The following is a 24,321-nucleotide window of genomic DNA, read 5'->3' as shown; positions in this document are numbered from 1 at the left end:
AGTCGAAAAAAACACCCAGACTCGCTGGGTGTGATGATTAAAGATTCGGACCTTTCGTCGGACTATGAGCGATATCGGCTCGCAGCTGCTTCATACCTTGCACCATACGCCAAAACCATAAGGTAATGGCACCTAACGCAATGAACGCGCCAAGGTAAGGGATAGCGTAGCCAATCGTACTTAACCAAGTATTACTAAACCAATAACGATTGACTCCCATCAGAACGCCATTTGCCGTAGCAACGGTGACAATTAACACCACAAAAAAGGTTAATAATAAGAAAAAAGTACGAATTAATCCGTAATAATGGGAATTCGCCACCTCGCCATCTTGGTTTTTATCCAACCGATAGCCAGCATAGATAATGCCAATCACCCCAGAAAGTAACCCAGTAAATGGGGTCAGCAAACTGGCAATATACACAAACCAAACGGATTTATTTTTACTGGCGGGGGTCATGATGCCTCTCCTTCATCTCGTCGATTTTAGAGGTAGCCGCTTCAATTTCGCCTCGCGCTTTGACTTCTTCATACCATAAATCATGATGTTCTTTGGCCCAAGTCTCATCGACTTTACCCGTTACCATTCCCTCTAATGCCCCTTCCATACCAAATAAACCGATATAAATATGGAAAATAAAGCCACAAATAAGGATTAAAGCGGAGAACATGTGGATCAAATTCGAGAGTTCCATATCGCGGCGCGTCTGCCCAAAAATCGGAAAGTCTAAAATAAGTCCACTGATCGCAGCAAAGCTACCAAATACGATCAACAGCCAATAGATCGCTTTTTCACCACCATTGGAAAAGCCAGCCGAAGGATGGGTTCCTTTGTGCTTGCCCGCCATTCCTCCCAATTTTAAAAACCATTGGAAATCAACCTTGTTGAATAAGGATTTTCGCCACCATTTCAGCAACATAAAAATCAGCAACACAAAGAATAAGGGGCCAACGTAATTGTGGTATTGCTTAGCGGAATAAATGACCATTCCCCACCAATCGGTAGGAATGTAAGGTTTAAGAAAGTGTTTACCATAAACCAACATTAACCCACTGAACGCCAAGGTAAGAAAAGTAAACGCCATACTCCAGTGCAACGCTCGATCCAAACGCGACCAACGTTTTAATTTTCGCCCCGTTCTTGGCTGACTAAGCATGATCGGCCCCATCAACCAATAGGCCATCACAACCATCACAATACTACCAAAAATCGCCACTGCCCCAGCAGGAGACATCCATTTCTCTTTTAAGACAAACCACATTTCACCCGGTGTACTGATTAACACGCCATGCTCAGGAGAACGTGATGTGGTATAGCCTTCTTGACCTTGCCTCACTTGACGCCAAAAGTCGGCACCCGCTAATTGAGAAATCTCTTTTTGCGCCACATTGTGATTAGTGGACTCGCCCTCATTGGCTAATAATGGGAGAGATAAACAACTAAGAGTTAAGATCAATAGCACCAAGACCTGCTGAAACGCACGCTTTATCCGATATTGCATCGCTACTTAACTCCTTGTGGCATCGAAAGCGAGATCTTCACCATTGGTCCACCCAGCATTTTTAGCTCCGCGCTCTACCACGCGCTGACGGAAAATATCTGAAACCACCGCGGCATCACCAGCCAGTAGTGCTTTAGTCGAACATAAGGAAGCACACATCGGTAATTTGCCTTCAGCAATCCGGTTAGCTCCATATTTACGACGTTCTTCGGGGGAACCCGGTTCTGTTTCAGGTCCACCAGCACAGAACGTACATTTATCCATTTTCCCACGCTCAGCAAAGGCAGACTGCTTAGGAAACTGCGGAGCACCAAACGGGCAAGCAAATAAGCAGTAACCACAACCAATGCAAAGATCTTTATTGTGCAGCACGATGCCATCTTCCGTTTTGACAAAACAGTCCGCCGGACAGACCGCCATACAAGGCGCGTCCGTACAGTGCATGCAAGCTACCGAGATCGAGTTCTCTCCCGGTTCGCCATCATTGAGTGTGACCACTCGACGACGTTGGATTCCCCATTGCAGAGCATCGTCATTTTCATTTTTACAGGCCGTGACACAGCCGTTGCATTCGATGCAGCGTTTGGTATCACAAAGGAATTTCATTTTAGCCATTGGTTTACTCCTTACGCTTTACGGATGTTACACAAGGTGACTTTAGTTTCCTGCATTTGAGTAACAGGATCGTACCCATAAGTGGTCGCGATATTCGCTGACTCACCAATCACATAAGGATCGGTACCTTGTGGGTATTTATGACGAAGATCTTCACCTTGAAATTTGCCGCCAAAATGAAAAGGAATGAACGCCATACCGGGTTTAACGCGACGTGTCACCATGGCTTTAACATGAATACGCCCTTTTTCTGCCCCTTCAACCCAAACCATGTCACCGTCTCTGAAACCAAGATCATTGGCATCTTTAGGGTTCACCTCAACAAACATCTCTTGCTGCAGTTCGGCTAACCAAGGGTTTGAACGGGTTTCTTCGCCACCACCTTCGTACTCGACTAAGCGCCCAGAAGTCAGAATGATCGGATATTCTTGAGATTTATCGATATCTTGAATCGATTTATAGAGCGTCGGCATTCTAAAAATCGCGTCTTTATCTTCCCAAGTAGGATAATCAGCGATGAGATCGCGTCTTGGCGTGTACAGTGGCTCACGATGTAGTGGCACTCGATCCGGAAATGTCCACACAATTGCACGAGCTTTCGCATTGCCGAAAGGAATACAGCCATGCTGAATTGCCACTCGTTGAATACCACCTGAAAGATCGGTTTTCCAGTTTTGTCCTTCTGCTGCGACTTTTTCGGCCTCGGTCAGATCGTCCCACCATCCTAAATGTTTGAGCAATTTATCGGTGAATTCCGGATAACCATCTTCAATCTCACTGCCTTTTGAAAAGCTATCTTCTGCGAGTAGTGATTGACCTTCAAACTCAACGCCGTAGCGAGCTCGGAACGTCCCTCCGCCCAGAGCAACCGGTTTAGAAGTATCATACAAAATATGCGTTCCGGGATGCTTCATCTCTGGAGTCCCCCAGCAAGGCCAAGGTAGACCATAAGTCTCACCATGAATTGGCCCACCTTCTGCTTCTAAAGTGGTTTTATGGAAAGTATGCCAATGCTGTTGATGCGCTTTTAAACGTTCAGGGCTTTGTCCGGTATAGCCGATGGTCCACATCCCTTTATTGAATTCACGGGTAATGTCTTCAATAAGTGGTTGATCATTCTCAACTCGAATGTGTTTACAAAGTTGCTCGGCAAAGCCGAGTTTTTTACTCAGTAAGTACATGATTTCATGATCAGGTTTGGAATCAAACAACGGTTCAATGACTTGATCACGCCATTGCAAAGAGCGATTCGACGCAGTCACACTGCCGTAAGTTTCAAATTGGGTCGTGGCAGGAAGCAAATACACGCCATCGCTGCGCTCATTCATGACTGCAGCAACGGTTGGATAAGGATCGACAATCACCATCATGTCGAGCTTTTGCATCGCTTTTTTCATTTCTACGCCACGGGTTTGCGAGTTAACCGCATGACCCCAATAGAACATAGCGCGAATATTTTCTCGTTGTTGAATATTGTTTTTATTCTCCAGTACGCCATCAATCCAACGAGATACCGGAATTCCGAAACTATTCATTGGCTTAGTGCCACCGTAAGTCCCTTGATCAAAGCGATTCGCTATCCAATCAAAATCAACATCCCATACCTTGGCCCAATGACGCCATGCCCCTTCTGCGACCCCATAGTAACCAGGCAACGAATCAGAAAGTACCCCTAAATCCGTTGCGCCTTGAACGTTATCATGACCACGAAAAATGTTCGCCCCGGAACCCGGTTTACCCAAATTCCCCAAAGCCAATTCAAGTACACAATAAGCACGAGTATTGTTATTTCCTGTTGTGTGCTGAGTGCCGCCCATACACCAAATAATACAACCGGGGCGATGTTCAGAGAGTAGCTTCGCGGTTTGATAAACATCCGACTCACTCACTCCGGTGACCCGCTCCACCTCTTGAGGTGCCCATTTCGCCACTTCTTGACGAATTTCCTCCATGCCAAACACACGCTGGCGAATGAATTCTTTATCTTCCCACTGATTTTTAAATACGTGCCAGAGCACGCCCCAAATAAAGGCAACATCCGTTCCGGGACGCAATGACACATAGTGATCCGCTTTGGCTGCGGTGCGCGTACGACGAGGATCGGCAACCACAATTTTGCAATTATTCTTCTCTTTGGCAATCAAGATATGTTGCATCGCGACCGGATGCGCTTCCGCAGGATTCGAACCAATGAACAACATCGACTTACAATTATGCATATCATTAAAGGAGTTGGTCATCGCACCGTAACCCCAAGTATTGGCAACGCCTGCTACGGTCGTGGAATGACAAATTCGCGCTTGGTGGTCAACGTTATTGGTTCCCCATAATGAGGCCATTTTACGAAAGAGATACGCTTGTTCATTGCTGTGCTTAGCACTGCCAAGCCAGTAGACCGAATCTGGCCCCGATTGTTGACGAATTTTTAAGATCTCATCGCCGATTTCATCGATAGCCTGTTGCCATGAGAGTTTTTTCCATTTTCCGCCCTCAAGCTTCATTGGATATTTCAAGCGTCGCTCACCATGGCCATGCTCGCGTAAGGCTGCCCCTTTTGCGCAATGCCCACCTGCATTAAAGGGGTGATCAAAAGCAGGCTCTTGGCCTGTCCAAACCCCATTTTGTACTTCAGCATAAATGCCGCAGCCAACGGAACAGTGCGAACAGATGGTGCGCTTAACTTCCGTTTTAACCTGATTAGGTCGCGAGGTTGCCTGAGCTTTTTTAATCATTCCAGGAGCAAATAAAGCGGAACCAACAACCGCACCACCTGCAGCTAATGAACTGTTGCGAATAAAAGCTCGACGACTGAGCCCTAATGTATTTGGCTGTTCGACCTGCTCTGAACGTTTGGTCAGTTTCATTATTGGCTCCTATAAACTGGCGTAGTAATCACGGATATGTTGAGTTTCGTGATACCCTTTTTGTAATGGCTGTGGCGTCGCCTCTTCCACAGTCTCTACCGCTAACGCCGACTGACTAGTTGAAGCCACCACACCTCCGACAACGGCGGCACCAGCCATGCTTTTTAATATCATGCGCCGACTCTGATTAACATCTGATTGTTTTTTCATCGCTTCTTTCCTTTTTCCATATAACCGCGGTGATGGTTCCCCTGCCGTTGTAGAACGCTTGTTATCATTCGCTGACATTCTGCTCAATGGTGTTTTTTACATGCATAACATGGGTATTACATTGACTAGCAATGCTAGCTGGTGTCATCTGAATGCTCTCTAGGCTTAAAAAAGCCTTGCACACTTGAGATACCGCTCGATAAAAATTCGCATGTTCGGCTTGCTCAATTTGTCGCGCTAAGTGATTAAACCAAGGGCTAATATGACGATGAAAAAACTCACCTTGTTGTTCAGGCATATCGCTGATCAGCCACGCCATACTTTCACATAAGGCGGCAATATGATCCTCTGGCTCTTTCACCGAGTCGGAACGCTGCAAACCAAGCTGCGCCATATGCTGGCGAAGATCCGCTAAAGGTTTTTCCATTAATGATCCAGTCAGATGCCATGAGGCAAAGGGCACCACTTCACCTCTCCCGATACCAATAAATAGCCATTGATATTCCTCTTCAAGGCTATCATCAACATCAGTATGTTGTGCAGCGTGCCTTAAGGCTAACCAGCACTGGCTCATCACGCTTGAGTTATCTTCAATCTCTAGGTCAGCCAAAAACTGCAATTGTGACTGACTAGGAGGAGCACGAAACAGGGAAGCTAACATCAGATAAATATCGGTGCGTATAGTGTCTGTAACTTGCATAAACATCGCCTTAATAGTGAAGTTGCTGCTCTGGGTTTTCAGCCATCGCTTCAAAAATATCAATCACTCGACAGTCTTCGCACATGGCGATTCGATTAAGAGACATGGGATCTGAAAAATGAGAGTGACCACGTAACTTATCTTGCAGCATGGTGATCATTGACTGAGGCGCAAATGCTTTTTGACAACGTAAACAGCGGGCGGGCTCTTCTTGATGTAACACCTGCGCCGCTTGTCGCTCATCATGGTCCCAATTGATTCTTGGTACCGCCGTCAAGACTTTTTCAGGACATGCAGTGATACATAAACCGCACTGCACACAATCTTGTTCAGTAAAATGCAAAGCAGGTATATCACCACTATGATGCAAGGCTCGCGTAGGACAGACCGCGACACAGCTCATGCACAAAGTACAATCTTGACTGGCGCACTCAATTGAGCCAAAAGGGGCTGAGCTATTCAGTGAATGAATCATGGAATCCGGTTGGTACTGACTGGCAAGTGCATCTAATGCTTGATACAAACGTTGGCGTTTATTACCAGAGAGCTCACCCAATCGAAGCATCAAATCGTCTTCACACAGAACTGGGAGTCCTTCGCCTAGCGATTCCAAATAGAGAATATCAATCCGCTGCTTGTCTAAGCCTAATGACGCTAATAGCGTTTGTGCTAACGACACTTCTTGATGAAGAATACGCAATACGGTCGCAGGCATATGCTGGCTAGCTGCAAACAGTACCTGAGTCGCGCCATTAACCAGTGCCGCGAACCAAGTATCCATACCGACAGAAGGAAGCTCTTCTAGCATCACCGGAATAACATTATCGGGTAAGGCTTTCAGCGCCATAAGATGCTGAGCTTCGTGGCGATCACTGCAAAAAAGAACCACCGGTGTTTCACCTTGAGCCTGAAAATAATGGTTAAGTAGTCGCTCAACAAACTTTTGTGTATCGGTAGGGTTAGGTAAAGCGTAATGGATCGCTTCCGTTGGGCAAGCCGTCGCGCACGTTCCAATACCTTGACAAAGATAGGGGTTAATTTCGATTCGGTGTCCTGTTTGTGCTGACCCTTCACTAGAAAGCGCACCCGCCGGACAGGCATCAACACACCGCTCACAACCTTTCACCCCTCGTGAGCTGTGTGCACACAAATCGGTATTGAGACGGAAATATTTCGGTTTATCAAAAGTACCCATTAATGTTGGAATGGTTTCTAACGCTTCAACGAGTTTGTTTTCACCTCGCCCCACAGGAAAGTATCCAGGAACGGGCACCTCTTCACTCATGATTCCGTTGAGTGAGAGATCCAACACAATATCAAAACATGCTTGCCCGATTGCCGCTTGTGCCAAATTGATGGTTTGACCACGATTGACCACCTGAATATCGAATGCCCCCAAATAGCCACTGATTTGTACCGAATCGGCAAAGTAAAGTGTGCTTGAATGCCCCTGATGGCCGTCAATCGATAAAAGCGTCAAAGAGCCCATTGCAGACAGTTGTTGGGCCGCACGTTCAATCAAACTGGTGGGGCCGATTAATAATGTATGACCACCACTTTGATAGCTAACCGTTGGTGGGATCAAATTCTGCAGTTCAACAGTATGTTGCAGGGCAAACCAACGCGCTTGACCAGAAGTGCTACTGGCTTGTTGTAGATAGTCGTTTAACATTGCTCAATTCCATGCTGAAAGCAGGCTCATTGTCCTACCCTTATTTATTACATGGATTTAGCAAATAACGTTCCAACTTGAAATGTCACCTATCTCATTGATTTGTTAGTAATTTAAATACCCCCTTCATCACAAGTTATTCAGTAAGACATTTTGTCTCATTATGAAACTGAGTAGTGAGACAAAATGTCCCTACTTTTTATCCAACAATGTTGGTTCGCCTTCATCCATCGGATCACGTGGCATAACTGACTGATGAGCGAAGTGGTTATGGTTATCTTGGTGATCAGGTATCAGGTCTACATTCGATGGGTCGACATCAATAAGCCATTCACGGACACTTTGTGCTAGTTCACTCGCCAAGGGTTTTAACGCATGATAATCACCATCATAATCATCTAGACCATCAACTTGATTGAACTCACCATTGAAAAAAAGCTGCCGTAACGCCTTTTTTTTCAACTCAGCAGAGGCCGAAACCAATAGCGTGGAAAGCTCATTTGCGGTAGCAAGGCTCTCATCTGCCACTAAGCCTGTCGGACACGTTGTCTGATCGCGAGTTAAGGTCGTAGGCCGTTCAGAAAGACTCTCAGGTTGTAGAGCACTCGGTAATGTTTTATCGTCACTACCCAACTTATCAATAGATACGTCTTCTGATATCGTTGCTTGATGTAATTTACGCTTTGACCATCGATTAAAGAAAGAATCAGTTGCCACATGACCTCCCGGCACCTTTACGCTTTTTAGAACGGTAGTCGAGCAATTCGCCTTCTCGACCAATGAAGGCTTCAATCCACGCTTGCACCGCTAAAGGCATCGGCTCAGAAAGTACCACGTAGTCGCTATCCATATAACGAGCCGCCACACCTTGCGAGGCGGTAATGCACACCAGTTTGGGTTGCTCATCATCGGTACTATTTTCTACGATCACGAATAACTTAGGCTCTCGCGAGCTGAGGTTAAATCGATAATCGCTTCGCTCATCGCGAAAGAGCTCCAATACGGCTCGCGCTTTGAACTCAACCTGAGGCATTAATTCAAAGCCGCTTAATTGCCATTGGTTTGTTACCCAACGTCCAACATTAAACGAGCGTAAATGAAGTAGGCAGCCAATGGACCATTGAAATTCGTTTTTGATCAACGGCACTGAATGTGAAATGGGGAAAGCCATGAAGAGTAAATCCTTGCTTGAGTCAATACCATCAACAACATATGCTCATTTAAGCAATTATTACGCCACCCCCATTAATCGACATAACATACGACGAAAAAGAGAATATGGAATGATATTTGCTGCTCTCTTTATCTCTGCCTAACTCGTATCATCGATCACGATTGGCGATTAACGCACTTTTAGCATCGATATAGGAACAATTTGTGTCAGCATTCTCTCTTATTCAACCGACTGAAAATCCACAACAAACCATGGAAGTGACGGTGTATGATCAGTATGGTGAGCCATTAACCAAATCCATCGCCTGTGAACGACCTTTAACCGTACTGTTAAATTGGCAAGAAGTAGTGACACTAATGACTCTAGGCTCTCGCCCCGAAGCGTTAGTGCTCGGTTATTTGAAAAACCAAGGTTTTATTGCTGAGCGAGAACAACTTCAATCAGTGATCATTGATTGGCAAACGCATTCAGCCGCCGTGGTGACTAAAGAGAATATAGACCGTGTTCAACCGGCGCTTAAGAAAAAAACCGTTACCTCTGGATGTGGTCAGGGCACGATGTATGGCAATGTGATGCAACAATTAGAAGGCTATCAAGTCCCACAGACACGCTTGAAACAGTCACAGATCTACGCAACGTTAGAGGCGCTCACCCATCATAATCAAACCTATAAAAAAGCCGGTGCCGTTCACGGCTGTGCGATTTGCCAAAATAACCATGTGCGCTCTTTTGTCGAAGACGTGGGTCGGCATAACGCTGTCGATACATTAGCTGGCGAACTCTGGCTGCAAGGGGATTCAGGTCATGATAAACTGTTTTATACGACCGGACGGTTAACCTCTGAAATGGTGATTAAGGTTGCGCAAATGGGTATTCCCGTTCTACTTTCTCGCTCTGGGGTCACTCAAATGGGCTTAGACTTGGCCAATCAGTTTGGTATTACCACCATTGCGCGAGCGAAAGGCCTGCGTTTTGAAATCTACAGTGGCGCAGAAAAAATTGATTTTGATGTCAAAGGCTAATCTTACGTGAAGAGATTGATGTTCCTCTGTGAATGAGTGCCATCACTCATTCACAGAAAAAGATTATTCAGAAGATGAGCGAGTCGTCGTGATCAGTAGCGGGCTCTCCGCCTTCGCCAACAAGTAAATACTAAAGGTGCTACCTTGCCCCTCAACAGAGTGAACTCGAATTTCACCGCCAACTTGACTGAGTAAACTCTGTGATACCGACAAACCTAACCCAGTTCCTTGCCTCTTGGTCGTATAAAAAGGGGCAAAAATTTTGCTCAGTTGCTCAGGTTTGATTCCACAACCATGGTCTTGAACATGAATGATCGCGCCGAGTATTTTTCCGTCTTGTTGCCAATCTTCACTATGAATGATGAGTTGACCTTTGCCTTGCATAGCGTGAATGGCATTGATCTGTAAGTTGACTAAAATTTGCAACAGATGATGATGATTTACTTCCACGGAACAGCGCGCTTGCAACTGCGTAATAAACTCAACTTCACGCTTCTTACTGCCCGCTTTGACCAGCGTAATACTCTCTTCGATAATTGGATTAACACGCTGCCAGGTAATTTTATCTTGCACACCACCATGACGACTGTATTGCAGCAAACTGCGAGTAATATTACGGATCCGATCGACTTGCAGCAAAATCGCCTCAATTTCCTCAGCCACCCGTGGGGCTTGGTCAGCAAGTTCAAAACGGATAAGTTCAGTATTGCCAAGAATCACAGCGGTAGGATTATTAATTTCATGTGCGATACCCGCGGTCAGCTCACCAAGTGCGGCCAGTTTTTCATGGGCAATCAATTTATTACGAGTTTGATTCAGTAATTGAATATGGTGTTCTAATTGCTGAGTTTTTTCATGCAAACTGGCGGTGCGCGATTGAACCTTTGCTTCTAACTGATCGGCGGCATGCTGAATTTGTTGGTTGTGCTGTTGCAGTAAATCCAGCATATGATCAAACTGCTTGGCTAACTGAGCGAGCTCATGTTTTTCATCCAACCCTAATGAGCCAATTCGTTGATTTTGATCGACTTGTACTCGTTTGACAACATGGTGAATGCGTTCAATCGGACGAAACAAATCACGTGAACCACGATAAACGAAAAAACCTGAAACAATCAATAGAATCAACGTCATACTGCCCATTTCGACAATATTGGTTAAGTAAGTTTTGACCAATGGCCACAGTAAATAGCCAGTATAAAGCATACCAATGACTTGATCATATTGATCGCGAAGTGGCTGATAAGCACTGACATACCACGCATCATAGACATACGCCTTATCTACCCATTGTTCACCTTGTCTTAATACCTTATCCGCTACCGGTTGAGAGACTCGTGTACCAATCGCTCGTCCAGCTTGAGTACCACTATGAAGCGGTACATTAGTACTGACCCGTAAATCATCTAAAAATAACGTTAGCGTGCCTGCTGGACTTAATCGAGTGGCTTGTACGGGGTAGATTAAGTCTCGAATTTGGTCGACGAGTAACGTGCTATTGTTGAGCAGCAATCCTCCTTCTAAAAAACCGATGATCTTTTGATCAATCAAGATCGGCACGACAGTTCGGCTGACTAATCCACGCGATTCAACCAAGCGGTCATTTAACATCGGGGTTTGTGCACGTATCGCTAAATCGGGATCCAATTGCTGTAATTCAGCCGCACTCAGCACATCAAAAAAAGACTCTTTTCGCGTCAGATCCAAATAACGGAACTGCTGTTCTAGCGTGTTAACCAATTGAAAATGCAGAAAGTCTAATTCATAACGTTTTTTCTGTTGCTGAACCCAATCCATAAACTCTGGCTGGTAGTAATAACCCTCTCGAAGCCCATGTTGAAAATCATAAGAATCGGCGAAGGCGTGAACATAACTGGCTTGTTTTTGTTGCAATAGCGTCACGCTGTTTTGAGCAACCCCCAAGCGCTCTGATACATCCACCAAGGCACTTTGCCACGTGTAATGCAAAGACCAATAAAAGCTGATACCGATCAACGCCATTAATGTGACGGCAATCGGTACGGAAGTCAGAATCAACAGTCGGTAGCGGACCATACTTCGGAAGCGATGGTGCCAAGCTCGCCACCATGAAGGTTTAGCGCACCTTGATTTGCTCATCACTTTCCCACTCTTTGAATTTTCGTTCTAATGTTTTGCGAGCAACGCCTAAATCCCGAGCGGCCGCCGATTTATTACCTTGATGAAAGGCAACGATTTGTTCTATATGGGCTTTCTCTACTTGTCTTAAACTCCAATGTGCAGGATATCCATAAGACTCGATTCTATTTGGTTCAACCCTCGCCGACGGATTTAGTGACAATGTCACATTGTTGTCACTGTTTTGACCATCACTTGGTAATGGCTGCCAGTAATGCGCTAACGGTTGACCAATTAACAAACATCGTTCAATGAGGTTTTTTAATTCGCGAATATTCCCTGGCCAGTCGTAATCAAACAGTGCATTAATATCTTCATGAGCCCATTTAGGCGTCGGCAGCGACAGCTCTGCACACAAGGTTTGAGTAAAAAAAGGCACCAGCTCATGTAAATCGGCTTTGCGCGCTCGTAGCGGCAAGACCTCAATTTTGAGTACATTTAATCGATAATAGAGATCGGCTCGAAAACGGCCTTCTTCTACCTCCTGAAACAGATTTCTATTCGTCGCAGCCACAACTCGTACATCAACTGGCAGCTCTTTTTCTGAGCCAACCGGACGTATCGCTCGCTGCTCTAACACTCGCAGTAAAGATGATTGCATGTTAAGTGGCATCTCACCGATTTCATCTAAAAACAGGGTTCCACCATGAGCAACCCGAAAAAGGCCTTCACGATTTTTCTTAGCACCAGTAAAAGCGCCCTGTGTATGCCCAAATAGCTCGCTCTCTAAGAGCTCTGGGGCAATTGCGCCACAATTAACAGGCACAAATGGCCCCTGCCTTTCACTGGCTTCATGAATGCCGCGCGCCACCAACTCTTTACCGGTACCGGATTCACCTTCAATCAACACAGAGGCACGAGAAGGAGCAAATTGCATAATCAATTGTTTGAGTTGCTCGGTCTGTGCCGATTGCCCCAAAATTTGGGTGACACAGTGACGTTGAACGTCACGTTGTAACGCATATTGCATACGTTGATGTAACCGCTTATCCATACAACGTTCAACCGCTTTGAGCATCTGTTCAAGATTAAACGGTTTGAGAATAAAATCAGCAGCGCCCAACTGCAGCGCACTGATGGCTGTCTCTAAATCAGCATAGCCAGTCATAAAGATCACATCGGGGCGTTGTTCTTGCTCAGCAAAAATCGCTTCCCATTCAATCCCTGAGCGGCCGGGTAAATTAATGTCTAAAATAATCAAATCATAATGGGTCGTCGCGCGTAGCATTTCTGCTTCATCAATGCATCCAGCACAATCTACTTTCGAAAACCACTTACGTAATGCTTTTTGTAAAATAGACTGCATGCCCGTTTCATCATCCACCACCAATACCGAAAAAGCGTGATAGTGTTGCGCAGATTTTCGATCACTCAAATAAGCCATAATTTCCCTTTGCTGCGTTGTAAATGGAGAGACAAAAAACCTTATCGTTTATCAGGATAAGTTGAGACATTTTGTCTTAGCTTGAACAAATTGTCACGCGGTCTGAGTCAAAGGAATAGCAACTAGCTGAAATTATTGATGTTTAGTAAGCCATTTTAATACTCAATATTGGCACCGACTTTGCTTGTCTACCATTCACAGCCACCAAACGTTGATAGAAATATGAACCAGACTTTACTGCGCTTGCTTACTTGCTTGTTATTGTTAAGCAATAGCCACTTCACTTTAGCCGATCCTTCGTTACGCATTCGTTTAGCCACCACCACCAGTACTTATCACTCCGGTCTCTTGGATTATTTACTGGATGAATTTAAAAAAGACTCAGGCTATACAGTCGATGTTTTAGCAACAGGTACGGGAAAAGCATTAAAACTGGGTGAAAATGGAGATGTGGATCTCGTGATGACTCATGACCCAAAAGCTGAAGCGCAATTTATCGAGAAGGGTTATGGTATTTTGCCGCGTAAAGTTATGTATAACGATTTTGTTTTAGTCGGTCCTAAAAATGACCCTGCAAAAGTCAGCGAACAAGACAATATCCAACAGGCTTTTAGCGCGATTGCCAAGCATAACCATTTGTTTATTTCTCGCGGAGATGAATCAGGGACACATAAAAAAGAACTGGCGATTTGGCAAGAAAATCAAATAACGCCGATTTTTTCTCAATATCGCTCGGTAGGTCAAGGCATGGGACCCACTCTGACCATGGCATCTGAAATGCAAGCTTATACCTTGACCGATCGAGGAACGTGGTTAGCTTATCAGAATAAACTCGACCTTGTGATTTTGTATCAAGTCGATCCCTTACTGTTTAATCCGTATCAAGTGATTTTAGTGAACCCTGAACGCTATCCAAACACCCATTATCAAGGTGCCAAAATACTCAGTGATTGGTTAGTCAATCCTAAAGGTCAGCAGCTAATCAACCAATTTCGCGTTCATGGCCAAGCGCTATTTGTCGCCAATGCCAATGAGTAAGCTGTAATGAGCCTTTGGCAAACGACACTCGATGCATTAGCACTCTTGCTAAGTTTTGATGCTGATCTTTGGCACATTGTTGCTGTCTCTTTTAGTGTTTCTTTAGCGGCCGTTGGGTTGGTTTTGCTACCTGCATTATTACTGGCTTTTGTTTTAGCCTACAGTCACTTTCCGGGCAAATGGTTACTGCTTTCGCTGATCAATACCTTACAAGCCGTACCCACCGTGGTGATTGGTTTACTGCTGTATATGTTACTGTCTCGAGCAGGACCTCTAGGTGATTGGCAACTACTGTTTACCCAAAAAGCGATGATTTTAGGTCAAATGCTCATCTGCCTGCCGATTTTAGTGTCCATGATGCACGGCGCGTTACAATCGAGTGATCGGCGTTCAGTCGAAACCGCGATGACCCTAGGGGCATCACTACCACGGATAGCTCTGACCATGATGTGGGAAACTCGCTTTCCACTTTGTGCAGCCGTGATCGCTAGTTTTTCGCGTATTGTCACCGAAGTAGGCTGCTCGATGATGGTCGGAGGGAATATTATGGGGTTAACACGTAATATCCCAACCGCGATTGCGATGGAAAGTCAAAAAGGCGCGTTTGCACAAGGAGTGGCACTCGGAATGGTATTACTCAGTTTAGCGCTCCTTCTGAATTTTTTGCTCTCCAGCATGCGAGGTAAAGGGTATCTACGCGCATAATAAAAGAGGTCACATGCCGATATTACTCACTGCTCATCAGTTATCCATGCGTTTTAAAGAACGAGGCTTATTTCATATTCCAGCTTTAACATTAGGTCCTCATGAAGCAGTTTATCTTAAAGGTGATAATGGCGTTGGCAAAACCACGCTATTAAAGATTCTCGCAGGTTTACTGAAACCAACAACCGGTTCTGTCTCTCATCATCGTTCTTGGTGGCAACGCCTATTAGGTCGCCGTGCTGATCAGCACATCATTTATCTTCATCAAACACCTTATTTATTTGATGATACCGTCTATCGTAATATTGCTTATGGGCTTCGTTTTTGTGCTTTATCAAGCCAAGAAAAACGTTGCCAAGTGATCACGGCCTTACGCATGGTCGGGCTAGAAAGTTTAGCGAACGAACACGTGTCTGTACTTTCTGGCGGAGAGAAGCAACGTGTGGCAATGGCCAGAGCATGGATTTTAAACCCTGCAATTTTATTAATGGATGAGCCTAGCGCCTCACTGGATGAAGAATCTATCGCCAGATTGGTTATAATGGCCAACGATTTACTGAATCGTGGCTGCAGCTTGGTGATCACCAGTCATCAAAATAATCCATTAACCGAATTGTGTCATAAACAATGGTGGATAAAAGAACATCAGCTGTTTGAATCACCACGGCTACACGTTATTTCACCGATTAGCAAAGAGAATTGTTATGTTACCTCCATCTCACACTAGCTGGGTCATTTTAGCCGGCGGTCAGGCTCGCCGTATGGGAGGGGAAGATAAAGGATTAATTACCCTTAATGGGCAACCATTGATTGGCCATGTAATTGCAAGACTACGCCCACAGACCACGCAAATTTTTATCAATGCCAATAGAAATCAAACGCAGTATCAACAGTATGCACCGGTGATCAGTGATATCGTTAAAGACTTTCCTGGCCCACTGGGCGGGATTCATGCTGGATTAACTCATTCTCCAACCGAGTGGGTAGGCTTTGTGCCTTGCGACAGCCCATTGATTAACGATGATCTGGTCGAGAGGTTCTGCGCTGCCGTCAATCAACAAAGTGAGATTTTAGTCGCCTTTGATGGCCAGCATCAACAACCTGTCTTTACTCTATTTCATCGACGAGTATTGCCTAAACTCGATGCCTTTTTAGCCCGCGGCGATCGCAAAATCATTTTACTCTACGATGAATGCCATACCCAACAGGTTGACTTTAGTGACTCGCCTGCCTGCTTTTTTAATTTAAATACGCCACAAGAACTGACTCAATTTGGAGCGTTAAATACATGACAACGTCACGTCCTTCTCTGCCGATACTAGGATTCGCTGCTTACTCGGGAACGGGAAAAACAACATTACTGGAAACCCTGCTCCCCCACCTTACTCACCAAGGACTGCGTATCGGAGTCTTAAAACACGCTCATCACGATTTTGATGTCGATGTGCCCGGTAAAGATAGCTATCGCCTGCGTAAGGCTGGTGCATCACAAATGCTCGTTGCTTCGCGAAAACGTTACGCATTGATGACCGAAACGGTCGATACTGAGGCAACATTTGATGACCTTTTGCAGCGTTTTGACTCACAACAACTCGACTTGATTCTGGTTGAGGGATGCAAAAACATTGCTTTTTCCAAAATTGAACTCCATCGAGCAGCACTGGCTAAACCTTGGCTCTATCCAAATGATCACAATATTATTGCCATTGCCGCCGATGAAACCGTCAATACGTTGTTACCGCAAATGAACATCAATGATATTGAAGCGATAAGTCAGTTTATTTTGCGCTATGTCGCCCATTATCAACCAGACAGTCAACCAAAGCTTACAAAACCTTCGGTAGTAAATTGCGATACCTTATCGCCCGCCTCTCTCTCGGTAGAGCAAGGTCTCGAAAAAATTCTTTCTGCCGTCTCATCTTTAAGTGACGTTGAAACCATTGCGGTCAGTGAGTCTTATGGGAGAGTCCTTACTGAGCCAGTTTTTTCACCGGTGAACGTCCCTGCTTATCGTAATTCCGCGATGGATGGGTATGCTATCCGCAGTGATGATTTACAGCGCAAACACTATACACAGGTCGCAGAAGTGATGGCGGGCTATCGTTATACCTCCCCTTTGGCGTTAGGTGAATGTGTAAAAATCATGACTGGAGCGGCAATGCCCGATGATGCCGATACTGTGGTGATGCGTGAACAAGCGGTCGTTGAATCATCCTCTATCTCATTTCCTCACGCCTCGATTCAAGCTGGGCAACATGTGCGTCAAGCAGGGGAAGATATCGCTTTAGGCAGCCGCGTTTTTTTACCGGGACAGCGTATCCAATCGGCCGAAATGGGTTTATTAGCCTCACTCGGTATGACCGAAATCTCGGTGTTTCGCCGCCTCAGCGTCGCGATCTTCTCCACTGGAGATGAAGTACAAGCCCCGGGTAGCCAAGCCACACCAGACACTATCTTTGATGCCAATCGGTTTACATTGATTGGCTTACTGACCCATCTTGGTTGCCGTGTTATTGATCTTGGTATTCTCGGCGATGATCAAACACTCATGACACACGCTCTTGAGCAAGGCGCCAATAAAGCTGATGTGATTATCACGTCTGGAGGCGTTTCTGTCGGTGACGCCGATTTTATTAAATCAGTATTAAACCGATTGGGGCATATCGATTTTTGGCGGATTAATATGCGTCCCGGTCGTCCGTTTGCTTTTGGTCATATCGCGACACGCCCTTTCTTTGGCTTACCCGGGAATCCTGTCGCAGTCATGGTCTCCTTCATTCAATTTGTCGAGCCTGCACTGCGTAAAATGCAGGGCGAGACAAATTGGCAACCATTAAAAATAAAGGCCATCGCCAGCGAAGAACTACGTTCACGCCAAGGGCGCAGTGAGTTTAGCCGAGGCATTTACCATATTGACCACAATGGACAGTTAACCGTACGTACAACGGGGCAACAAGGCTCTGGAATTCTTCGTTCGATGAGTGAGGCAAACTGTTTAATTGAAATTGAACCCGCAGTCGACAAGGTTAATATCGGTGAAAGCGTGACAATCATCCCACTTCAAGGCAGAATTTAGCCCATGACAATTTGTTCAAGAGCAAAACATGGTTCGTACGATCATTTATACCTATAAAGAACAGCAAAAAACCTTAACCTTTTCTTATCAAAAGCACCGTAATATTCATGAAGCGGTTGCGGAAGCCGAAGGTATTGATATCTCAGACTATTTAAAAATGGAACTGCAGCTAGAGGCGATATCGGATACTAAAGCGGTACGTAATTACCGTGATAATTATTTTAAAAAGCTCGGTTTTGGGGTCATCACGTTACAAGCGAAAGAGAATCATGGCGTTGGTAAAAAACCAAAGAAAACCAATTAGCGCTCTTGTAAAAACAACGACTCTATCAATAAAAGTGGGCTTGTCGAATGACAAGCCCACTTTTATTTGAATGTGCAACAATCAGTAATTACTTAATGTTGAGAAAAGCTGCGCCTCTAACACCACCTGAATCACCATGTTTCGCTTTAATGATTTTTGGACATTTTGCGATAGGTAGTAGGTATTTAGGTACACGTTTAGGCATTTCTTGATAAATCAGCTCAAAGTTTGAAAGACCGCCACCCAAAGCGACAACATGCGGATCATTGGCGGTGAAAAGATTAGCAAAGCAGATAGCTAGCAGTTCCATAAAACGCTCAACATGTTCAACCGCTTTGGCTTCACCTGCTTCATTGGCATGGATAATATCGATCGCTTTTTTCTGTTCACCATAATAGTGTTGATAAAGTAACTCAAAACCACGACCAGAGAGATAACTGTCTAAACAGCCTTTTTTACCACATCCACAGCCAAGTAGTGGTGCATTGTCTCCTAGATGAAACCAAGCATCGATCGGTAGGCGCATGTGGCCTACTTCACCTGCTACATGGTTGCGACCAGAGAATATCTTACCGTCATAAACTAAACCGCCACCAAACCCCGTACCGAGAATTAATCCCATCACTGATGGTTCATTTTTCAACTCTTCGTCCCAAGCTTCAGAAAGAGCAAAACAGTTGGCATCGTTTTCAATTTTGACCGTACGCCCAATTCTTGCTTCTAAATCTGCTCGTAAAGGTTTGTTTTTTGCTGCGGGAATATTAACCGTCAATACATTCCCTGTATCGGCTTCCTCGGACCCCGGTAAGCCAAGACCAATTCTACCTTCAACCGCAAATTGAGCATCGTATTTCGCCACCAATCCAACCAGCGTATCGACCAATAAAGCGTAGTCTTCTGTAGGGGTTGCGACACGTTCTGTCGCTACGCGTTGTAAATTCTCATCAAAAGCACCAAACTCAATTTTTGTGCCACCGACATCAAAGCCGTAATACATGCTTATCTCTCCTTCAACACCCAACCTTGGGTTAAAATATCAAAAATAAAAACGCCGATATTATCCATCATAGCGATGGTTTTATCCGTGACTCATCCCCGAGTTTATCGTTTTCTGTTGCCCGTTTGCACAGGAAACCAGCATACATTGTACAACGTTAGAGGCAGTTCACTTTATTATCATGGGCATTCAGTCTCATCAATGCTGAACTTGAATAATCTTGCCACTGCTGCAGAGCTGGCCTTTCGCCTTTGAAGTGAATCAGATTCTGAGATTTGCCGAGCAGATAACTCTCTTTAAATGCTTCAAACCACAGTTGTAATGTTTCTGCAGCTTGCTGCTCTCCACAAAGGGAGAGCACTAAACTCGCGACTTCGGCTGTGGCAAGATATTGATCGTTGCTGGCTTTACGCATCAAGTAACGGGAGACTTTTTCAGGCTCAATCGATAACAAAGGCAAGGTAGCTAAATAGGGAGATTTACGAAAAATTCGCTTTGCTTCTCGCCAACTACCATCAATAAAGATCAATAAAGGTTTACGTGTTCCTCTATTCTCGGCCACGGTAGTCAGTTGACGTTGTTTATCTTGATCGGTTTGGGCTGGAAAAACAACAACAGGGAAAAATTTTGGATCGGATAATAATGATAGTAAATGAGGATCTGGCTGAGTTCGATGCCATTGATACACATAAGTTTCTTTCACCGTATCAGCGATCAAACGACCGGTATTACTCGGTTTAAATACTTCATTGTCAGAGACTAAAAGTATCACTGCGACTTGAGTCTCTATATTCGGTTGAAAATCACACAAACAGTATTGTTGCGCGACCTGACAAAACGAGCAACGAGAAATTTTTGAACCACGGGCAAGAAAAGGTTTGGTTGATTGCTGTAGACGTTCCTGATACAAACGATGAAAAGCGTGGACTCTCATAACTCGCACACAATGATAAAATAGGGGCGGCGATTCTACCGCTCACGACCATGAGCCGCTAGTCTTTTACGATAAGAACACTCAGTTTATCACTTAAGGGGCCTCTTAAAAATGCAACCAGAAACGGTTCGTTTGATTATTTTCGGTGTCGTACTGATCAGTTGTGCGATGTGGGAAGTGCTCTATCCTCGGAAAATGCTCACCCAGAATAAATGGCTACGCTGGGTCAACAATCTTGGCTTAGTTGGACTCAACGGATTATTGATTATGCTGTTAATGCCTATCGTCGCGTTTTCTGCGGCCCAATGGGCACAAGAACATCAGATAGGTGTTTTCCACTACTTGGGGCTGCCTTCATGGTTGGTTATTCTGCTGTCATTACTCCTATTAGACGCGATCATTTATGGTCAGCATGTCTTATTTCATCGCGTACCTTATCTCTGGCGCTTACATCGCATGCATCACGCTGATCAAGATATTGATGTGACGACAGGAGCACGCTTTCATCCTATTGAAATATTGTTATCGATGTGGATAAAAATTGGTGCGGTGTTATTACTCGGGATTCCACCTAGCGCGGTCTTATTGTTTGAAATCATCCTTAACGCAAGTGCTATGTTTAATCACAGCAATGCGAAGTTAGCTATCCCTATTGATCATTGGCTACGAAAATGGCTAGTAACACCTGATATGCATCGAGTTCACCATTCGATTATTCCTAAAGAGACTCATGCTAATTTTGGCTTTTGTTTATCAATTTGGGATCGGTTATTTGGGACTTATCGCGCTCAGCCTGAACATGGGCACGATAAAATGACGATTGGCTTACCCCTTTTTCAGCAACGTAGAGAACAATGGCTGGATAAAATGCTCAGTCAGCCTTTTCGTCGTGATTAAGAGGAGTTCTATGAGATTCAAAATAGTTGGACTGATGGCCCTGTTGCTTATCAGCGGATGTGCATCACAACAAGAGCAAATAAACCAAAGCACATCGGATTGGCAACAGGCAGAGCAATGGCCTGACACTTCATTATTTAACGTGTACCAACAGTGGCGAGGTGTCCCTTATCGATTGGGGGGAAACGGCAGAAATGGCATTGATTGCTCAGCTTTCGTACAAGTTGCCTTTCGCGATGTCTGGCAACACCATTTACCGCGCACCACATGGTTACAGAGCCAGCAAGGTAAAGCTGTCGCCTACCGCGATGCACAATACGGTGATTTGGTTTTTTTCAAAACCTCCCCGTCCACTCGCCATGTCGGGGTCTATTTAGGAAATAAAAGCTTTGTCCATGCCTCTACCTCGCAAGGCGTAACCATATCGAGATTAGATAACCCTTACTGGGCAGCAAGGTTTTGGCAAATAAGAAGAATAGAAAAGCCACTTTAGTTATCAGTGGCAAGTGGATCTCAGGTCTAGTTTATATACTCAATGCAAGTCGTTTTAAAACCATGAGGTTAATCGTACTTACTCACCGCAGTATCAAACAAGTTTTTAACTAAAGCGACATACTCATCGAGAAATAAAATTTGTTCGTTGGTCGCAGGTTTATACCAAACACTGGTCAGGACTTCGCCTAAATCATCAACCACCAAATCCGCTTCTTTTAGCAAGCGGAAACGAACACTTGAGTGTAGCTCTGGATTTTGCTCGAAAATCGCCATAATGTTACTGGCAATCATATCGGTAATGACATCTTCGACGCTCTCTTGCCCAATGTCACCATCACGGGTAAAGATATCCATGTTCATCGCCAAATGTTCGATCAGAGCTAAATAACCATCGGTTTCTACAACCACTTTTCTTCTCCGTTTACCGCTTATTGCCAGAATCAACGTTGCCTTGAGTAATATTAAGTCATGAACACGCTTTTTCACAGTCTAATGACCGAGAATCTTTGCGTTATTTCTTGCCTCATCTGAAACTGCAGGCGAGTTTTGGTGTTGATGATTGCCCAACCACAACAGCGTGGCAAGCTTTGAGATACGACATTATTGTATCTTAAAGCTGGTGTACAGTTAAATGTGCTGCGGGTTATGATTAGGAAACTTGACTGTAATCACATTTATTCCTTTTTACTTCATCCAAACGCTAACTAAATGAAATTATGTGCATTTGAAGTCTGAAATGTTGGTTTATTTCATCTAGACTATCGGTAACTTCATCGGCATGGGAATAGCATTATGTGGCAAGCCATCACGCAACAGCTCTCAGCAACCCTAACGTTCCAATTTGATCTTGTTGAAAGAAGCAAATTAAATGCTGGTGATATTCATGATTGTTACATGATTTCTAATGGCAACGAACGCTATTTTGTCAAAGTTAATCATCGTGACAATTTGCCTCTTTATGAAGCGGAGGCAAATAGCCTGCGTCTGCTCGCGGAGAGTCAATCCGTCTTGGTTCCACAACCGATTGTCGTCGGAGTGACCAAAAATCACTCCTTTATTATCTTAGATTATTTGCCAACCAAACCATTAGATGACCTCAATAACCAATATCGATTCGGTCAACAAATGGCGAAACTTCATCAGTGGGGAGAACAAAAAGAGTACGGCTTTGATGAAGATAATTATCTCGGTGAAGTCCTTCAGCCCAACCCTTGGAATAAAAAATGGCATCTGTTCTTTGCAGAGCAGCGTATCGGCTGGCAACTACAATTACTCAAAGAAAAAGGGATATTTTTAGTTAACATTGATGAATTTGTCGATGTGATTAAACAACAACTGACCTCTCACACGCCTAAACCTTCTCTTTTACATGGTGCTCTTTGGTTTAGTAACGTTGCCCATTCCGTTACCGGCCCAATTTGTTATGATCCGGCTTGTTATTGGGGGGATCGTGAATGTGATATTGCAATGACAGAGTTAGTGACTGGATTCCAAGATGAATTTTATCAAGGCTACCAAAGCCTACTTCCTCTAGACAATAAGTACCAACAACGTAAAGAGATTTATAATCTTTACCATCGTCTTAATCATTGTAATCAATTTGGTGGGCACTATTTAAATCAAGCCGATGATGCGATACAGAGAATCCTCGCTTTTTAAATTCAAGGTAGGAATAAAACCTCCCTATCTAACGAACCCACTCATCCCAACACGGCATGCTCTAAAACATACCGTGTTGCTTTTAAACCTCAAATGATCACTTTAGTTTGACCGCCGTACCAAAAGCCAATACCTCCGAAGAGCCATTCGTAATCGCACTGGTGGTAAAACGAACACCAACCACAGCATCCGCTTTGAGTTGTTTTGCTTCTATCAATAACCGCTCAATCGCTACACCGCGCGCTTCGGTAAGCAGTTCAGTATAGCCATGCAACTCACCACCAATAATGCCCTTTAAATTGGCCATAATATCTCGCCCTACATGCTTAGACTGAACGACATTGCCCATTACAACACCAAGAATGTCAACAATCTCTCGACCAGGAATGGTTTCTGTTGTGGTGTAAATCATCAAATACCTCACTATTTATCTATTTGCTTTCACACAGATTAATTAAATTTACCAGCTATACTTTATAAAGTCGCTGACTATTTGGAAGGTATGTAATGACACAACAATACACTGATGCCGTAAGCAATCCTTTTTCAAGTCGGATAGGCAGACGTATCATTATCATTATGGTGATCTTGAGTGGTATTTTAACCCTCACGACAACATTGCTACAAATCTACTGGGACTATAGACAAGAGATCAATGACATCAACCAAAAACATTATGAAGTAGAAAATGTACATTCCGAGCTTCTCGTTAGCTCACTATGGTCTTACGATTTAGCGCTATTACAACAGCATCTCGACCTATTGGTTAATCTCCCAAAAATTCAATACTTAACCTGAGATCTGGTTAAGCCAGAACTAAGCAATTACTCTCTAACAGCTCAAACTCTTGAGCTGTTAGATCTAGACTGGGCTTTTTATCCCTCAAGCAGTACGCGATTAATCCGCCCAACAGATT

At 44.4% G+C, this 24,321-nt stretch carries 24 protein-coding genes and 2 pseudogenes; 11 read left to right on the top strand and 15 right to left on the bottom strand.

Annotated features, from left to right (window positions below):
- Positions 1 to 37: 37 nt before the first annotated feature.
- The 9 genes from FKN93_RS07430 to FKN93_RS07390 form a co-directional block, all read right to left on the bottom strand.
- Entirely contained in the window at positions 38 to 460 is a 423-nt protein-coding gene (locus tag FKN93_RS07430; RefSeq protein WP_170904777.1) for a hypothetical protein, read from the bottom strand.
- On the bottom strand, positions 444 to 1,502 hold the full coding sequence (locus FKN93_RS07425) for a formate dehydrogenase subunit gamma (protein ID WP_170904776.1): 1,059 nt from the start codon (positions 1,500 to 1,502) through the stop codon (positions 444 to 446). Before FKN93_RS07425 ends, FKN93_RS07430 begins: the two co-directional genes overlap by 17 nt.
- Before the next feature lie 6 nt (positions 1,503 to 1,508).
- Positions 1,509 to 2,117, bottom strand: coding sequence for a formate dehydrogenase FDH3 subunit beta (gene fdh3B / locus FKN93_RS07420; protein WP_004395267.1), 609 nt, complete (start codon positions 2,115 to 2,117; stop codon positions 1,509 to 1,511).
- Positions 2,118 to 2,128: 11 nt separating this feature from the next.
- Positions 2,129 to 4,981 (bottom strand): formate dehydrogenase subunit alpha, encoded by a 2,853-nt coding sequence (locus FKN93_RS07415; protein ID WP_170904775.1) that lies wholly within the window; start codon positions 4,979 to 4,981, stop codon positions 2,129 to 2,131.
- Between the two features lie 9 nt (positions 4,982 to 4,990).
- Positions 4,991 to 5,191 (bottom strand): transcriptional initiation protein Tat, encoded by a 201-nt coding sequence (locus FKN93_RS07410; RefSeq protein WP_170904774.1) that lies wholly within the window; start codon positions 5,189 to 5,191, stop codon positions 4,991 to 4,993.
- A 64-nt stretch (positions 5,192 to 5,255) separates the two neighbouring features.
- Positions 5,256 to 5,891, bottom strand: coding sequence for a molecular chaperone (locus tag FKN93_RS07405; protein ID WP_170904773.1), 636 nt, complete (start codon positions 5,889 to 5,891; stop codon positions 5,256 to 5,258).
- A gap of 10 nt (positions 5,892 to 5,901) precedes the next feature.
- Positions 5,902 to 7,563: a 4Fe-4S binding protein gene (locus FKN93_RS07400; RefSeq protein WP_170904772.1), complete on the bottom strand. Its 1,662-nt coding sequence runs from the start codon at positions 7,561 to 7,563 to the stop codon at positions 5,902 to 5,904.
- A gap of 192 nt (positions 7,564 to 7,755) precedes the next feature.
- The gene (locus FKN93_RS07395) at positions 7,756 to 8,280 is read right to left on the bottom strand and encodes a DUF3306 domain-containing protein (protein ID WP_170904771.1); all 525 of its coding nucleotides are present in this window, start codon (positions 8,278 to 8,280) and stop codon (positions 7,756 to 7,758) included.
- A complete protein-coding gene (locus FKN93_RS07390) occupies positions 8,270 to 8,734 on the bottom strand; it encodes a DUF3305 domain-containing protein (protein ID WP_170904770.1) in 465 nt (154 codons plus the stop codon). Before FKN93_RS07390 ends, FKN93_RS07395 begins: the two co-directional genes overlap by 11 nt.
- 206 nt (positions 8,735 to 8,940) lie before the next feature.
- Between FKN93_RS07390 and fdhD the strand changes: the two genes are divergently transcribed.
- On the top strand, positions 8,941 to 9,759 hold the full coding sequence (gene fdhD / locus FKN93_RS07385; protein WP_004395260.1) for a formate dehydrogenase accessory sulfurtransferase FdhD: 819 nt from the start codon (positions 8,941 to 8,943) through the stop codon (positions 9,757 to 9,759).
- Positions 9,760 to 9,822: 63 nt separating this feature from the next.
- Here the strand turns inward: fdhD and FKN93_RS07380 are convergent, their stop codons facing one another.
- Together FKN93_RS07380 and FKN93_RS07375 are read right to left on the bottom strand one after the other, a co-directional pair.
- Positions 9,823 to 11,877, bottom strand: coding sequence for a cache domain-containing protein (locus FKN93_RS07380; protein WP_170904769.1), 2,055 nt, complete (start codon positions 11,875 to 11,877; stop codon positions 9,823 to 9,825).
- Positions 11,855 to 13,300 (bottom strand): sigma-54 dependent transcriptional regulator, encoded by a 1,446-nt coding sequence (locus tag FKN93_RS07375; RefSeq protein WP_170904768.1) that lies wholly within the window; start codon positions 13,298 to 13,300, stop codon positions 11,855 to 11,857. Before FKN93_RS07375 ends, FKN93_RS07380 begins: the two co-directional genes overlap by 23 nt.
- Before the next feature lie 306 nt (positions 13,301 to 13,606).
- Between FKN93_RS07375 and FKN93_RS07370 the strand changes: the two are divergent.
- The 6 genes and pseudogenes from FKN93_RS07370 to FKN93_RS07345 all read left to right on the top strand — a co-directional run.
- Positions 13,607 to 14,338: pseudogene (locus FKN93_RS07370) on the top strand (substrate-binding domain-containing protein); the annotation flags it as partial.
- Positions 14,339 to 14,344: 6 nt separating this feature from the next.
- Entirely contained in the window at positions 14,345 to 15,043 is a 699-nt protein-coding gene (locus tag FKN93_RS07365; protein ID WP_004395256.1) for an ABC transporter permease, read from the top strand.
- Positions 15,044 to 15,056: 13 nt separating this feature from the next.
- Entirely contained in the window at positions 15,057 to 15,770 is a 714-nt protein-coding gene (locus tag FKN93_RS07360; RefSeq protein WP_004395255.1) for an energy-coupling factor ABC transporter ATP-binding protein, read from the top strand.
- Entirely contained in the window at positions 15,748 to 16,335 is a 588-nt protein-coding gene (mobA, locus tag FKN93_RS07355; protein WP_158143876.1) for a molybdenum cofactor guanylyltransferase MobA, read from the top strand. The genes FKN93_RS07360 and mobA overlap by 23 nt, the downstream gene beginning before the upstream one ends.
- Positions 16,332 to 18,119, top strand: a complete 1,788-nt coding sequence (locus tag FKN93_RS07350) for a bifunctional molybdopterin-guanine dinucleotide biosynthesis adaptor protein MobB/molybdopterin molybdotransferase MoeA (protein WP_170904766.1) — start codon at positions 16,332 to 16,334, stop codon at positions 18,117 to 18,119. Before mobA ends, FKN93_RS07350 begins: the two co-directional genes overlap by 4 nt.
- 28 nt (positions 18,120 to 18,147) lie before the next feature.
- Positions 18,148 to 18,423: a DUF2960 family protein gene (locus tag FKN93_RS07345; RefSeq protein ID WP_072669133.1), complete on the top strand. Its 276-nt coding sequence runs from the start codon at positions 18,148 to 18,150 to the stop codon at positions 18,421 to 18,423.
- 88 nt (positions 18,424 to 18,511) lie between these two features.
- On the opposite strand, the gene nagK is transcribed toward FKN93_RS07345, so the two are convergent.
- The gene (gene nagK / locus FKN93_RS07340; protein WP_170904765.1) at positions 18,512 to 19,420 is read right to left on the bottom strand and encodes an N-acetylglucosamine kinase; all 909 of its coding nucleotides are present in this window, start codon (positions 19,418 to 19,420) and stop codon (positions 18,512 to 18,514) included.
- A gap of 157 nt (positions 19,421 to 19,577) precedes the next feature.
- Positions 19,578 to 20,354, bottom strand: coding sequence for a tRNA-uridine aminocarboxypropyltransferase (locus FKN93_RS07335; RefSeq protein ID WP_170904764.1), 777 nt, complete (start codon positions 20,352 to 20,354; stop codon positions 19,578 to 19,580).
- Positions 20,355 to 20,465: 111 nt separating this feature from the next.
- Here FKN93_RS07335 and FKN93_RS07330 point away from each other — a divergent pair, with 111 nt between their 5' ends.
- Positions 20,466 to 21,251, top strand: coding sequence for a sterol desaturase family protein (locus FKN93_RS07330; protein WP_170904763.1), 786 nt, complete (start codon positions 20,466 to 20,468; stop codon positions 21,249 to 21,251).
- A 10-nt stretch (positions 21,252 to 21,261) separates the two neighbouring features.
- Positions 21,262 to 21,744: an NlpC/P60 family protein gene (locus FKN93_RS07325; protein WP_158143872.1), complete on the top strand. Its 483-nt coding sequence runs from the start codon at positions 21,262 to 21,264 to the stop codon at positions 21,742 to 21,744.
- 68 nt (positions 21,745 to 21,812) lie between these two features.
- On the opposite strand, the gene FKN93_RS07320 is transcribed toward FKN93_RS07325, so the two are convergent.
- On the bottom strand, positions 21,813 to 22,154 hold the full coding sequence (locus FKN93_RS07320; RefSeq protein WP_154168157.1) for a DUF3802 family protein: 342 nt from the start codon (positions 22,152 to 22,154) through the stop codon (positions 21,813 to 21,815).
- Between the two features lie 384 nt (positions 22,155 to 22,538).
- On the opposite strand from FKN93_RS07320, the gene FKN93_RS07315 reads away from it, so the two are divergent.
- Entirely contained in the window at positions 22,539 to 23,405 is an 867-nt protein-coding gene (locus FKN93_RS07315) for a fructosamine kinase family protein (protein ID WP_158138463.1), read from the top strand.
- 97 nt (positions 23,406 to 23,502) lie between these two features.
- Here FKN93_RS07315 and FKN93_RS07310 read toward each other — a convergent pair whose 3' ends face one another.
- Positions 23,503 to 23,817: a heavy metal-binding domain-containing protein gene (locus tag FKN93_RS07310; protein WP_154168153.1), complete on the bottom strand. Its 315-nt coding sequence runs from the start codon at positions 23,815 to 23,817 to the stop codon at positions 23,503 to 23,505.
- A 95-nt stretch (positions 23,818 to 23,912) separates the two neighbouring features.
- On the opposite strand from FKN93_RS07310, the pseudogene FKN93_RS07305 reads away from it, so the two are divergent.
- Positions 23,913 to 24,197, top strand: a pseudogene (locus FKN93_RS07305) (ATP-binding protein); the annotation flags it as partial.
- Positions 24,198 to 24,321: the final 124 nt, after the last annotated feature.

The sequence above is a fragment of the Vibrio sp. A8-1 genome, assembly GCF_013048685.1.
GTDB lineage: Bacteria > Pseudomonadota > Gammaproteobacteria > Enterobacterales > Vibrionaceae > Vibrio > Vibrio metschnikovii.
This window is presented reverse-complemented; position numbering and strand designations above follow the sequence as displayed.

Bases quoted from the DNA above. Each gene is read 5' to 3' on its own strand.
- FKN93_RS07350 (WP_170904766.1), top strand. From the start codon at position 16,332: ATGACAACGTCACGTCCTTCTCTGCCGATACTAGGATTCGCTGCTTAC.
- FKN93_RS07405 (WP_170904773.1), bottom strand. From the start codon at position 5,891: ATGCAAGTTACAGACACTATACGCACCGATATTTATCTGATGTTAGCT.
- fdh3B (WP_004395267.1), bottom strand. From the start codon at position 2,117: ATGGCTAAAATGAAATTCCTTTGTGATACCAAACGCTGCATCGAATGC.
- FKN93_RS07330 (WP_170904763.1), top strand. From the start codon at position 20,466: ATGCAACCAGAAACGGTTCGTTTGATTATTTTCGGTGTCGTACTGATC.
- FKN93_RS07410 (WP_170904774.1), bottom strand. From the start codon at position 5,191: ATGAAAAAACAATCAGATGTTAATCAGAGTCGGCGCATGATATTAAAA.
- FKN93_RS07365 (WP_004395256.1), top strand. From the start codon at position 14,345: ATGAGCCTTTGGCAAACGACACTCGATGCATTAGCACTCTTGCTAAGT.
- FKN93_RS07390 (WP_170904770.1), bottom strand. From the start codon at position 8,734: ATGGCTTTCCCCATTTCACATTCAGTGCCGTTGATCAAAAACGAATTT.
- FKN93_RS07345 (WP_072669133.1), top strand. From the start codon at position 18,148: ATGGTTCGTACGATCATTTATACCTATAAAGAACAGCAAAAAACCTTA.
- FKN93_RS07310 (WP_154168153.1), bottom strand. From the start codon at position 23,817: ATGATTTACACCACAACAGAAACCATTCCTGGTCGAGAGATTGTTGAC.
- FKN93_RS07375 (WP_170904768.1), bottom strand. From the start codon at position 13,300: ATGGCTTATTTGAGTGATCGAAAATCTGCGCAACACTATCACGCTTTT.
- FKN93_RS07425 (WP_170904776.1), bottom strand. From the start codon at position 1,502: ATGCAATATCGGATAAAGCGTGCGTTTCAGCAGGTCTTGGTGCTATTG.
- FKN93_RS07315 (WP_158138463.1), top strand. From the start codon at position 22,539: ATGTGGCAAGCCATCACGCAACAGCTCTCAGCAACCCTAACGTTCCAA.
- FKN93_RS07415 (WP_170904775.1), bottom strand. From the start codon at position 4,981: ATGAAACTGACCAAACGTTCAGAGCAGGTCGAACAGCCAAATACATTA.
- FKN93_RS07360 (WP_004395255.1), top strand. From the start codon at position 15,057: ATGCCGATATTACTCACTGCTCATCAGTTATCCATGCGTTTTAAAGAA.
- FKN93_RS07400 (WP_170904772.1), bottom strand. From the start codon at position 7,563: ATGTTAAACGACTATCTACAACAAGCCAGTAGCACTTCTGGTCAAGCG.
- FKN93_RS07335 (WP_170904764.1), bottom strand. From the start codon at position 20,354: ATGAGAGTCCACGCTTTTCATCGTTTGTATCAGGAACGTCTACAGCAA.
- mobA (WP_158143876.1), top strand. From the start codon at position 15,748: ATGTTACCTCCATCTCACACTAGCTGGGTCATTTTAGCCGGCGGTCAG.
- FKN93_RS07325 (WP_158143872.1), top strand. From the start codon at position 21,262: ATGAGATTCAAAATAGTTGGACTGATGGCCCTGTTGCTTATCAGCGGA.
- nagK (WP_170904765.1), bottom strand. From the start codon at position 19,420: ATGTATTACGGCTTTGATGTCGGTGGCACAAAAATTGAGTTTGGTGCT.
- FKN93_RS07380 (WP_170904769.1), bottom strand. From the start codon at position 11,877: ATGAGCAAATCAAGGTGCGCTAAACCTTCATGGTGGCGAGCTTGGCAC.
- FKN93_RS07430 (WP_170904777.1), bottom strand. From the start codon at position 460: ATGACCCCCGCCAGTAAAAATAAATCCGTTTGGTTTGTGTATATTGCC.